11 protein-coding genes and 1 tRNA gene are annotated in these 12,574 nt (G+C 43.9%); 8 read left to right on the top strand and 4 right to left on the bottom strand.

From position 1 onward, the window contains the following. Positions 1 to 34 precede the first annotated feature (34 nt). From B5D55_RS08835 to B5D55_RS08825, 3 genes are all read left to right on the top strand, one after another. Entirely contained in the window at positions 35 to 619 is a 585-nt protein-coding gene (locus B5D55_RS08835; protein WP_078933648.1) for a cytidylate kinase-like family protein, read from the top strand. Positions 620 to 863: 244 nt separating this feature from the next. Further along, positions 864 to 2,543 carry a 2-isopropylmalate synthase gene (gene leuA / locus B5D55_RS08830; protein WP_078933647.1) on the top strand — a complete coding sequence of 560 codons (1,680 nt, stop codon included), beginning with the start codon at positions 864 to 866 and terminating at the stop codon, positions 2,541 to 2,543. 28 nt (positions 2,544 to 2,571) lie between these two features. Beyond that, on the top strand, positions 2,572 to 3,621 hold the full coding sequence (locus B5D55_RS08825; protein WP_078933646.1) for a Gfo/Idh/MocA family protein: 1,050 nt from the start codon (positions 2,572 to 2,574) through the stop codon (positions 3,619 to 3,621). Between the two features lie 89 nt (positions 3,622 to 3,710). Here the strand turns inward: B5D55_RS08825 and lon are convergent, their stop codons facing one another. The 4 genes from lon to B5D55_RS08805 form a co-directional block, all read right to left on the bottom strand. After that, the gene (gene lon, locus B5D55_RS08820; protein WP_078933645.1) at positions 3,711 to 6,335 is read right to left on the bottom strand and encodes an endopeptidase La; all 2,625 of its coding nucleotides are present in this window, start codon (positions 6,333 to 6,335) and stop codon (positions 3,711 to 3,713) included. Between the two features lie 109 nt (positions 6,336 to 6,444). Further along, entirely contained in the window at positions 6,445 to 7,488 is a 1,044-nt protein-coding gene (locus B5D55_RS08815) for an LPP20 family lipoprotein (protein ID WP_078933644.1), read from the bottom strand. A gap of 58 nt (positions 7,489 to 7,546) precedes the next feature. Beyond that, a complete protein-coding gene (locus B5D55_RS08810; protein ID WP_078933643.1) occupies positions 7,547 to 8,155 on the bottom strand; it encodes a penicillin-binding protein activator LpoB in 609 nt (202 codons plus the stop codon). A gap of 14 nt (positions 8,156 to 8,169) precedes the next feature. Then, positions 8,170 to 8,733 carry an LPP20 family lipoprotein gene (locus B5D55_RS08805; protein WP_078933642.1) on the bottom strand — a complete coding sequence of 188 codons (564 nt, stop codon included), beginning with the start codon at positions 8,731 to 8,733 and terminating at the stop codon, positions 8,170 to 8,172. Positions 8,734 to 8,872: 139 nt separating this feature from the next. Between B5D55_RS08805 and B5D55_RS08800 the strand changes: the two genes are divergently transcribed. The 5 genes from B5D55_RS08800 (at position 8,873) to B5D55_RS08780 (ending at position 12,551) form a co-directional block, all read left to right on the top strand. After that, positions 8,873 to 8,946: transfer RNA gene (locus tag B5D55_RS08800), tRNA-Val, on the top strand. Positions 8,947 to 9,079: 133 nt separating this feature from the next. Next, positions 9,080 to 9,397, top strand: a complete 318-nt coding sequence (locus B5D55_RS08795) for a nucleoside triphosphate pyrophosphohydrolase family protein (protein ID WP_078933705.1) — start codon at positions 9,080 to 9,082, stop codon at positions 9,395 to 9,397. A gap of 116 nt (positions 9,398 to 9,513) precedes the next feature. Continuing rightward, the gene (locus B5D55_RS08790; RefSeq protein WP_078933704.1) at positions 9,514 to 9,858 is read left to right on the top strand and encodes an FHA domain-containing protein; all 345 of its coding nucleotides are present in this window, start codon (positions 9,514 to 9,516) and stop codon (positions 9,856 to 9,858) included. A gap of 14 nt (positions 9,859 to 9,872) precedes the next feature. Beyond that, complete coding sequence (locus B5D55_RS08785; RefSeq protein ID WP_143593303.1) at positions 9,873 to 10,904, top strand: metallophosphoesterase family protein; 1,032 nt, start codon at positions 9,873 to 9,875, stop codon at positions 10,902 to 10,904. A gap of 30 nt (positions 10,905 to 10,934) precedes the next feature. Further along, on the top strand, positions 10,935 to 12,551 hold the full coding sequence (locus tag B5D55_RS08780) for a serine/threonine-protein kinase (protein ID WP_078933640.1): 1,617 nt from the start codon (positions 10,935 to 10,937) through the stop codon (positions 12,549 to 12,551). The last annotated feature ends 23 nt before the right edge of the window (positions 12,552 to 12,574 follow it).

Below are 12,574 nucleotides of genomic sequence, written 5' to 3'. Positions count from 1 at the left end.
ACGGGAAGATGCGTAATTAACTGGAGGCAATGAAATGAAAAAAATTATTACAATAAGCCGTGAATTCGGTGCTGCAGGCGGAACTATAGGTCAGCTTGTTGCAAAACGACTTGGCTACGAATATGTAGACAAGGAACTTGTAATTCAGGCTGCCCGAGATACCCATATAGATATGACCCGGTATTTCAATCCTGATGAAAAAGTGCCGGTTCTGTTCGGTTTTACGCAAAGCCTTTTTGACCTGTACAACGCTCCGATAGAAGAAAAAGTCTACGACAAACAGAAAGAGATTATCCGCCGCATAGGCGAACACGGAAGCTGCGTAATCGTAGGAAGAAACGCAAACTCCATTCTAAAGGAATTTGACAATTCACTGCACGTATTCATCTATGCAGACGTCAGCTGGCGTCTACGCCGCCTGAAGAAAGAAAAAATGCCCGAGATGCCGGAGCAGAAAATTGAAGAGCATATAAAAAACATAGACAAGGCACGCCGTAAATTCTGTTCATATTATACAAAACAGGAATTCGGACTTGCGGATAACTACGACATCTGCCTGAGTACGTCTTCGCTTGGCATAGAAAACTGCGCAGACATTATTTGCAGGCTCGCGGAATAATGCACCTGCCGTCAAAACAATTCAGGCACTTTACAAAAAAAACGAAATAGTGTATCTTGGTGATATGAAATACACACTGCTACTACTACTTTCTACTCTTCTCAAAGTAACCGCTTAAGGTAGATAGACTGTGTAATATTTTTGAGCAAATTACAGACCTGTCGCTGAGCGGCAGGTCTTTTTTTATACTGAATGAAAAAAAGATAAATGCCGTAAGCACATAATCTGCAGCAAGGAGTTTTATATGAATCCTAACGGAAAGTACAGACCATTTGAGCCAATCCCGATTACAAACAGAACCTGGCCTACAAAAACAATTACAAAAGCACCGTTATGGTGTTCCGTAGACCTTCGCGACGGAAATCAGGCGCTTGTAAATCCGATGAGCGTAGAGCAGAAACTCGAATTCTTTGACCTGCTTGTAAAAATCGGCTTCAAGGAAATAGAAGTAGGTTTTCCGAGTGCCTCCGACACAGAATTCAATTTTATGCGCCGCCTCATAGAAGAAAATCACGTTCCTGAAGACGTAACGCTTCAGGTTTTGTGTCAGGCGCGCGAACATCTTATAAAACGTACGTTTGAATCGCTTAAAGGATGCAGGAACGCAATCTTCCACCTGTACAACTCAACATCTCCTGCACAAAGAAAATATACGTTCAACAAATCAAAAGAAGAAATCAAGCAGATTGCCATAGACGGAATACGCTGCGTAAAGAGCTGTCTTTCACTTTCAGAAGGAACGAATATCCGTCTTGAATACTCTCCGGAAAGTTTTTCCACCACAGAAATTGACTACGCACTGGAAATATGCGAAGCGGTAAAGAAGGAATGGGGAACTTCCCGTGAAAACAAGATTATCCTGAACCTTCCTACAACGGTTGAGTGCGCGCTTCCAAATCAGTTTGCTGATTCAATTGAATATTTCTGCCAACATATAAGCAACAGGGACGAAGTAATTATAAGCCTTCACAACCACAATGACCGCGGAGAAGGCGTAGCGCAGTGCGAACTTGGACTGCTTGCCGGTGCTGACCGCGTAGAAGGGTGCCTTTTTGGAAACGGCGAACGGACAGGAAACCTTGACATCGTAAACGTTGCGCTGAATATGTATACGCAGGGCGTAGATCCGCAGCTTGATTTTTCCGACATTCAGGCAATCGCCGAGGACTATAAGCGCTTTACGGGAATGGAAATTCATCCGCGCACGCCGTATGTAGGCGAACTTGTATACACTGCGTTCAGCGGCTCTCATCAGGACGCAATCCGTAAGGGAATGGCCGCGCGCGTAGGAAAAGCGGATAACGAATACTGGGATGTTCCGTATCTTCCGATTGATCCGCACGATGTAGGCAGGCAGTACGAAGGAATCATAAGAATCAACAGCCAGAGCGGAAAAGGCGGCGCGGCTTTCATTATGGAACAGGACTACGGAATAAGTATGCCTAAGGCAATGCAGCCTGTATTCGGAAACCTTGTAAAGGAAGCCGCAGACAAGGCACAGCGCGAGCTTCAGCCGGCAGAAATTTTCGACGTATTTGAAAATACCTGGATAAAAACGAAATCGCCGCTGAATATCATCGAAATCAGCGAGCGTCATCTAGAAGGAGAACGCGGTTCAAATGTTCCGGAACAGGTTGCCACAATGCTCACGATCGAATGGAACGGAAAACGCTATGCAATTGCAGCAAACGGTAACGGTCCGCTTGATGCTTTCGTTTCTGCAATGAAACAAACGCCTGCACCGAAATTCAACATCACGTCTTTCCACGAACACAGCGTAGGAACCGGCTCTGATACGTATGCAATGTCGTATGTTCAGATAACAAAGGAAGACGGTTCTCAGGTTTGGGGCGTAGGAAAAAGCTCGAATGTAGGAAGAGCCGGAATTGCGGCTGTTGTAAGTGCACTGAATTTTAAGGGCTGAAAAATCAGAGGGTTCAGAGGGTGAACGAATGGGCAAGAAGAGATATTCAGCAGCTTTAATAGGAACAGGGCGGATTGGTTTTTCACTAGGCTTTGACAGAAAGCGGGAACAGCCTGCAAGCCACACAATGGCGCTTAAGGCAAACTGCAGAATCCGCATTGAATCCGGTTGCGACAGCGATGCTACACGACTGGAATACTGGCACAAGTTCAATAAAAAATCCGCCGCATATTCTTCTTATGCCCATTTATTCACCTCCTCAAAACCGGAAATTATAGTCATCGCCGTAAACGAGGAATTTCACCTTCAGGTATGCCTTGCCGCAATTCACGCACTTCCAAAAATCATCATTCTGGAAAAACCGGTTGCCCTAACAGTACAGGACGCACTCAAACTTCAGGAAGAAGCAGAACACTACGGCGTTCCGGTTCTTGTAAACCACGAGCGGCGGTTCGCAGACGATTACCGGATTGCAAAAGAATATATGAGTTCAATCGGAACGATTTTGAGCATAAACGCACGGCTTGATTCTGGTCTGTACGTCTACAATCCGGAAGCAGAATCATCCGGCGCGTACAGCCTGCTTCACGACGGAACTCATCTTGCAGACTGCGTACAATACCTGCTTGAGGACAGCCCTTCCGAAAAAGAAATCCTATTCAATCAAAAAATAACGGACATTGTATATGATGAGGAAAAACCTTCTGTCGTCCGAAATGTGAGCGTTCATTTTGAAAGCACAAAATGTACCGACATAACGCTGGCATTCTCCGGAAAAAGCCGCTACTTCGGCTTTGAAACAGACATAATCGGAAGCGAAGGACGAATAAGAATAGGAAACGGCATTTTCGAACTTTACAAACGGGAAGAATCAAAACTGTACACAGGATTTTATTCGCTTGCAAAAGACAAAACGATACGCCGTCCGTCAAAAACCCGGTATTTTTCAAATATGGTTCAAAACGCCGTTGATTTTCTTGACGGAAAAGCGCCCCTTCGTTCTACCTTGCAAACAGGAATAAGCACGCTAAAAATCCTTGAATCAATCAAAGAGTCCATACGCAAAAAAACGGAATAACAAATAACATCTCAAAAAAAAAGCCTGTGAATACTGAAAATCAATATTCACAGGCTTTTGCAAAGTGCCTACACAGGTAAGTTACGGCACTACTTTATTTTTCCTCCGAAAACAAAATCAATTACTTCTTCAACGCGTTTTACCGGCACAAACGTTATTCCATCCTTTACATTTTCCGGAATATCCGCCAGATCACGTTCGTTTGCCTTAGGAATTAAAATCGTCTTGATTTTATTGCGTTTTGCCGCAACTGTTTTTTCACGCAATCCGCCGATTGGAAGAACCTGCCCCGTAAGCGAAAGTTCGCCTGTCATTGCAAGCTGGCGCTTTATCGTTTTATGCGCAAGAAGCGAAATGAACGTCGTAGCCATAGTAATTCCGGCGCTCGGTCCGTCTTTAGGAGTTGCGCCTTCCGGTATATGAAGATGAACGCAGTTTTTTTCAAACCATTCTGGCTTCTTGATTTTACGGTCAAGAACGAATTTCCGCGCCCAGTCAAACGCAATGCTGCAAGATTCTTTCATTACATCGCCCATCTGACCAGTAAGCACAAGTCCGCCCTTTCCAGCAAAAGAAGACGCCTCTATCAAGAGCGTATCGCCACCCATACTTGTCCAGGCAAGACCAATTGCCGTTCCCGGAATGTCAGCCTTTTTTATTTCGCTTTCGTCAAACACAGGCTTTCCAAGATATTTTTCCAGATCAGGCGCATCAAGTGAAAAAATCTTTTCAGGATCAAGGAAATTTTCAATACGAAGAGCCTCGATTTCCTTTGCAGGTTTCTTTTCCGCCTTTGCAGCCTTTACTGCCTCGTTGTACTTTTTGTCCGCCTCAAGCATTACTTCCGTAACTATTTTACGGTGAATTTTATCAAGGTTACGCTCGTAGTTACGAACGCCTGCCTCGCGAGCATATTCTTCCGCAATCCTAAAAAGCGCCGCCTTAGTATATTTTACTTGACCTTTTTTCAGACCGTTCTTCTCAAGATTTTTTGGAATAAGATATTTTTTTGCAATCTCAAGTTTTTCCTGATCAATGTATCCGGAAAGCTGGATAATTTCAGCGCGGTCAAGCAGTGGTTCAGGAACAGAATCAAGAGTATTCGCCGTAAGAATAAAGAACACATTGGAAACGTCGAACGGCAAATCAAGATAATTATCGCGGAAAGAAACATTCTGCTCCGGATCAAGAACCTCAAGAAGCGCGCTTGCAGGATCTCCTTGTGGTCCGGAACTCATTTTGTCAACTTCGTCAATCATAAAGACCGGCGCTTTTGTATGCGTTATCTTTATTCCCTGAATGATTTTTCCGCACATAGAACCTATATATGTACGGCGGTGCCCTTTTATCTCCGCCTCATCCCGCATTCCGCCAACGGAAAAACGGTAGAACGGCTTGTTCATCGCATTTGCAATGGAGCGCCCTACTGACGTTTTTCCTACGCCCGGAGGTCCTACCAGAATAAGAATTGAACCTTTATTATCTTTTTTGAGTTTTCGCACGGAAAGATATTCCATAATGCGCTTTTTTACGTCATCAAGTCCGTAATGGTCTGCCTCAAGGATTTTTTTTGCATTCTCAAGATTGTAGTTTTCGGAGAATTCTTCATTCCACGGAAGCTGTGTTACCAGTTCCAGAAAATTCCGGGAAACAATATATTCAGGCGAATTAGGTTCCATCAGAAAGAATTTTTCAAGTTCGCTATCAACAGATTCCTTTATTTCGCCTTCAAAATGAAACGATTCAATCTTTTTCTTGAATTTTATGTAGTCAGTTTCGTTTCCCTCTGCGTCAGTGCCAAGTTCCTCCTGAATGGAACGCATTTCTTCACGTAGAAAATACTCGCGCTGGTTTTTCTCGACTTTTTCGTTCAGTTCGTTCTGGATTTTTTTCTGAACGCGCAGAAGTTCCTGCTCCTTTTTTATGTAAACAAGAACCTGTTCCATTCGCTGACGCACATTTAGCATCTCCAGAACTTTCTGCTGTTCCGTCTTTTCAATGTTCAGAATTGAAGCGATGAAATCTGCAATTTTTCCAGGATGGTCAATGTTCACCATATTAAGGCGCATTTCCTCCGAAAACAGCGGATTGTTCTCGGAAACTTCCTTCATTTCGCTGATAAGCGCACGCGTCAGCGCCTTCACCTCAAAAGTATCGTCTTCTTCATCTTCAAGATACTCCACCGCCGCAACTATCGGAGAAGAAGAATGAAGCGGCTTTCGTATGCGGAAACGCTTTATCGTAGAAATAAACACATTTATTCCGCCGTCAGGAAGATTGATTTTTTTTATGATTCTTGCGGCAGTTCCGACTTTGTACAAATCGGCTGCAGACGGCGACTCAGATTCGTTATTAAGCATAACAATTCCGATATAGCCGTCAGAATTATAAGCCTGTTCAACGACTTTTGTGTCTTCCGCCGTCGTAATCATAAGCGGTGTAAAAATCCCCGGAAAAATAGGGCGTCCCTGAAGTGGAATAATCGAAAGTTTAGGAGGAAGCATTTTGTCGGCAGGAACAATCTCACCTTTTTTTTCAGGCTCAGCCTTTTTTCGCCGTGAACGCGGCTTAGTTTTTTTATCCTCATCCGCTCCGTCTTCTTCAGTTTTCTCGTTTTTATTGAAAAAAGTAACGGCTTCGTCTTTTATTTCATCAAGCAGTTTTTTAAAATCTTCATCAAAATTAATTTTGTTGTCTTTATCGTTTTCGCTCATATTAAAAATATACCCACAGATTATAAAAACGGCAAGAATAAATATGTCCTGACAAACATATCAGGACATAAAACTGAAAAAAAGCAAAACTGCATTCCGTTCCGCAAGTTTATTTTTCAAAAAACTGCGTTATCTGGGAAGAAAAATTTTCTTTTACAAACATTTCCGCAGTCCTTACGGCACTCTGCCTTGCCTCTGCGCGCGACAGTTTTCCCTGCCGGCTGTTTCCTGAACTTGCAAGAACAGTATTGCCTGAAGATGCTTCCTTAAGCGACCAGGAAACGATGCACCTGGTAAAGTAAATGTCAGACGAAGCGGACTTTTCAATATCTTCGAACGAAACATCCGCCGTAAACGAATATGCCGCATTCCTAGCCGCCGCACCATCCTGCGTCCTGAACCCGAATCCGTTTATCGCTTCACCAGCAGCAGCGTTAATCCTTCCGTCAGAATCTCCGTTCACCAGAACAGAAACGGTAATTTTCCCGAACGCCTTTTTTATGCGCGCAGAAATCTCGCCGCTAGAACCGTAGGAAAATGAATGATGCGCCGCCGGTTTAAGAACCGCAAGAAGCGCTGCATAATAGTCGTTTTCCCTTGCAATTTTATATGCCTGAATTAAATTCCTGCACTCGTCAAGAGAACCGGACTTTTGCTCCGCAAGGTCAAGAAGTGACTCAATTTCAAGCGAATTCTTATTCAAAAGAAGCGAATATGACTTTGACGCAACACCCTTATCAAGTACGGCAAGGGAATAGCATCCGTTTTTCTTGTCTTTATAACGCTCTTTTATGGAAAGCCCCGAAATATTCTTTATGTCAGACTGCGTAGTTACGTCTACAAGATAGGAAGAAAGGTTCAGACCTTCAGAAGAAGCCGCCTGCTGCACTCTCTCAACGGAACTGATATTCTGCTGAAGGACTGCTGCAACATCAGAGAGCGCCTTTTTGTCCGCATCATCAGATTTAAGTCCTGTTCCTACCGCACAGATATAAGACTTTTCGTCATATCCGGAATAGGGATTGTCTATCCACGCAGGCGCTTTCCTTGCAAACGCACCGGCGGCAGTAAAGACAAGCAGTATGACAGGCACAGCACGGTGCAGAGTCCTGGAACAAAAAGCGTCTGCACGCCCGGAAATCAATTTTTTCATATAAACACCGCCCTAAAAAAATAAAGAAGTCCAGGCGGACTTCTTCATTTTGCTATTACTACATTCTTGTAGAAGAACGCTTTATGACTTTTTTTATACTGGAATTATCGTCCATCCAGATTTTCTTGTTCGTTTCAATATCAATCATTTCCGTAGTAACAAAATAGCTTCGCGCCATCGTCTTGCCGTCGGAATCAACGATTGTCTTTACAGAACCCTGAAGCATAAAGTCTGCGCCAGTTTCATTGCCAAGACTTTTTGCCGTAGACTCGCTGGCATTCGTCTGCTGGTCAATGCGTTCTGCACGCAGTTCATTGCGTTCTGCACTTGATGCAACGAATTCAACCTTTCCGCTGTTCACAAGAGCAGCCTCAAGCTTTTTAGTAAGAATTTCCGTGTCGATATGCTCATCGCTCTTGTTGCGGTATGAACCTACAATTACAACAGGGAGTTTTCCGCCGTGCTGAGAAGGATACAGAGCAATCCGCGGAGAAGCAAGGCATCCGTCTATAATCTCGCCTGCAACAAGGCGAACGTCTGTGTCATTCCAGTAGCCGCTCAAGTCGGTAACAGTTTCGGAACTTACGCGCGACACATTATTTGAAGCGCAAGAACTGAAAATCAACGCCGCAGAAACAGCGGCAATCGTAAGAATTTGTTTTGCCATTCTATACTCCAGCACTACTCAGACGCAGAGTTAAGCAGATTGTATTTTTTCAATGCTTCTGCAACTTTTGCTTCGGTGATTTCAGTTTTCTTGTCTACGCTGTACTCGGTTACAATATCGTTTGCAGCCGGAGTAACAGCATTGTACGGAAGATACATCAGGACAAATACAGTTTCATCTGCATCAACCCAATAATCAGCCTGTTTTGAACCGCTTAGAATTCCTGCAGCACGCTGAACAGTCGCTTCTTCCATATAATTCAGCACATCGTCCTTAACGCCTGTGTCCTCTGCATAAGTCGTAATAACGTTCTTCAGCGTTACCTGAACAGTTCTCGTAAGTTCTGCGCGTCCGTTTGTCTGCGCAACCTTCAAAGAATTGGCACGAGTACTCATTTTTCCTGACCCAACAGCATAAATTCCGTCATCAGATTCCATTCCGCTGAGCACCCACTGCGGACGTTCGACACCTTCTGCACCAATAACGGCAGGAACTTTATCAGCAGCTTTCTGAACTTTGTTTGACGCACATCCGGCAAACGCAAGGGTAACAGCCGCAGCAAAAATAAGTTTTTTCATTAAAATAAACCTCCAAAAAGATATATTAAAAATAACACATTTTACGTGATATTACAAACAAATTATTGACTTATTTTAATTTGTTAATTGACTTTCAGCAAAGCTTTTGATATAGTGCTAGAACATCATAAAAATTAATGCGGAGTTAGCTCAGTTGGTTAGAGCATCACGTTGACATCGTGGGGGTCGGTGGTTCGAATCCACTATTCCGCATACAAAACTACAATTCTATTACAGGACAAAAGCGTACGGTTTTTCCGGGACGCTTTTTTTGTCAGCAAATCCGAATCAGATTATCCTGCTGACATATAAAATCTGCCGTTTTCAAGGAGTTTATTACAGTTATATGACAGGAAATGAATATCAAAAATCGGCAATGAGAACCTGCCGGAGTCCTAATCTTAACCATGCAGTATTCGGATTATGTTCAGAAGCCGGAGAAGTTTCAGGCATAATGCAGAAAGTTTTTCAGGGTCATAAATTTGATAAAAATCACATCGTAAAGGAACTCGGGGACTGTCTCTGGATGATTGCAGAAGCCTGTTCGGCACTGGATGTTACTTTTGAGGAAGTAATGGATCAAAACATCGAAAAACTAAAAAAAAGATACCCGGACGGCTTTGAAGAAGAAAAAAGCCTCTTCAGGGATAAAAATGACATTTAGGCTTCTGAACAAAAACGGATTCAGCACTGCCAGAACAGATTGAACAGTCTGCATGTGCAGCACCTGAATTACTGCTCAATTTGCTAAAAATCAATTCACGTTATATAATTGTATTTATGGAAAATACAACAATTATTACAGACAGCCCTGTAGGACAGCATCTTGATAAAATAGCAGAATCAACGCCGGCATCTTACCTGATGTTCGACAAGCGGAAGATAGAGCTGGTAGCAAAAATCACTATCGGACGCGAATACGACAACAATGTTGTGGTAGACAGCAAGCTTGCAAGCCGCCATCACGCCGTCATTCAGAAGATACGCGATGCGTACTTCATAAAAGACGAAAACAGCACGAACGGTACATTTGTAAACGGCAGGAAAATTCCGGAAGGAAAATACGTCCGCCTGTATGCAGGTGATAAAATTACAATCGGCACAACAAGTCTTGTGATTTCCTAAAACCGGACTGACATTTGGATTCATTATTTTTAGAAAAACTACATACTCTTTCGCTCGGAAGTTCGCTACCGGAATACAGTTATCTTATGGAGCTTTCAGACAATGTCTGCTCCGTACTGGAAACTGAAAATCCAGCGTACCGTCCGCTTTCCAAAAGCAAGGTTCCGGGCGGTCTTATTGACTTTACCGGAGGAGAACCGCAGAAACTTCCTGTAATTGTCGTTCCTGATTTACATGCGCGGGCATTTTTTCTATATAACATACTGAGTTTTACCCTTCCGGCAGATTTTCTTGCAGACGGAAAACAGCGTACGATAATCCAGGCGCTCGAACAGAAAAAACTGCGCGTTGTCTGTGCAGGAGATTTACTGCATTCCGAACTTCGCGGCAGGGAGCGGTGGATTGAAGCGTGGAACGAATTTTTACGCGGAAACACAAGCGGTCCGGCGATGACACAGGAAATGATGGAAGGACTTTCGCTTCTCTGTATGACAATGGAACTGAAATGTGCCTTCCCGGAATTCTTCCACGTCCTTAAAGGAAACCACGAGAACATTCTGAACAAAACAGGGAACGGCGATTTTTCGTTCTGCAAATTTGCAAACGAAGGTGAAATGGTAAAACTCTTTATGGAAGAAAAATACGGAGATGAGGTACTTTACGTTATCTCCTGCTTTGAAAAATCACTTCCGCTTGCAGCAGCCTTTCCGGAATGCATAATTTCCCACGCAGAGCCGCTCCGTGCATTTTCGCGGCAGGAAATTATAGACGGACTTAAAAACGGAGAAACCGTAAAGGGTCTTACCTGGACAGAAAACAACAAAGCTAAAGCCGGCGGAGTAGAAGCGATGCTGTGCACTCTTACAGGAAGAAAAGACTTTCTGAATGCGCGATACATCGCCGGTCACCGACCTGTAAAAGAAAATTATGCGCTCAGACAGAACGGATATTTCGTTCAAATTCACAATCCTGACAGACAGAATATTGCCCTTGTTCACGCGGACAGGGTTTTTAATCCCGAAAAAGACATTGTTTGTGTCGAATAGGGAAATACGTAACGTTTTTGGAGAAACAGTATGGCAGATTCATTCCCGGAATTCATAGGAAAATACAAAGTGCAGGGAATCATCGCAAAAGGCGGTATGGGCGTTGTCTACAAAGCAATTCACCCTTCCCTAAAGCGGTACGTCGTCATAAAAAAAATGACGGCACGGCGCAATTCCTCCAATGTAGAACGCTTTAAGCGTGAGGCACAAATTCTTCTTGACCTGCAAAGTCCGTATATTGTCCACCTGTTCGATTATTTTACGGAGGGCGGATACCGTTATATGGTGGAAGAACTTGTTGACGGGATGGCAGTAGACAAGCTTCTGCAGAAACAGACTGTCTTAAGTCCTCAACTTGCACTCCTTATCCTGCAGGATGCCTGTTTCGCCCTTAAATACGCACACTCAAAAGACATCGTTCACCGAGACATAAAGCCAGGAAACATCCTTATTTCAAAACGCGCAGAAATAAAGCTTGCCGACTTTGGAATTGCAAGCGACAAGGAACAGGGGGATGATTCGCTTACGCAAAGCGGTGTTGCCTTGGGAACTCCTGCATATATGCCGCCGGAACAGTTTGAAGACAGCGCAGCGGTAGACCAACGCGCGGACATCTACGCACTAGGCATTATGCTGTACGAAATGGTAACCGGCTCAAAGCCGTATCCGGGTACGCTTTCCATTGAAACGCTGAATACAATCAAAAAGGGAAAATACATTTCTCCGCGGAAGATTGACAAGACCGTTCCCCCTGTTGTCTGCCGCCTGATAAGAAAAATGCTTAAGCCTAAGGCAAAGCAGCGCTTCCAGACGACGGCGCCGATACTCAAAATCATAAAGCGCTATCTGAAACATTACGACACTCACGCAATCCGCGTACAGCTTGCAAAAATGATAGCAAGCCAGAATATGGTTCAGGAACCGGCGTATGTTCAGAAAGATTTAAAACGCAGAAAGATTATGCGGATTGCAGTTTCCTGCGCGGCGGCGGCGGCTGTTTTTGCAACCTGCTGGCATCAAGGGTGGATTCACCGTTCCATCCTCCGTCATTGGTTCACCCCCGTAAAAATTGAAATCCAGATGCCAAGCACATCATCCGCAACGCTTGACCTTCCTGTATGCGCGTTTTTCTTTGAAAATGACGGAAACGAAATTCCAGAAGTTCCGAACACGCGAAGGGTTCTTTCTGCGCCGTCAAAGAAAAACGCGGAAAATTCTTCAAAATACAAGCAGCTTATCGCAAAAGACGTATTCCTTACGCCGGGAGCATACCGTGTAAAACTAGTTGCCGGTCCGTATGTATGGTGGAAATCATTTTCCGTAGGAAAAGAGGACTGCGTTCTTGACTGCCAGTTCCTTAAAGATATGCGCCGTCCGATAAAAGTAATTCCGAATGCCGTTGATTCCGTTACCGGAAGCGACATTTCCGCACAGACAACCGTAAAAGTAAGCTACAACGGTTTCTGGGTTCCGCTTAACGATGTTCCAAAAGAAAAGATACTGAGCAATACGGTGTGGAAATTCAAATTTTCGGCGGACGGCTACAACGATGAAATTTTTTCACTGCGCTTCGACTGGTATCAGGACGAACTGTACGTAAGCGCAAGTATGTCTCCGAAAAACACGCAGGCAAAAGACAAAAAATAACGGATTTTCATGCAAAAAAATGC

The organism is Treponema porcinum (genome assembly GCF_900167145.1).
Lineage (GTDB): Bacteria > Spirochaetota > Spirochaetia > Treponematales > Treponemataceae > Treponema_D > Treponema_D porcinum.
The sequence above is the reverse complement of the archived record's forward strand: the minus strand, read 5'-3'. Positions and strand labels throughout refer to the sequence as shown.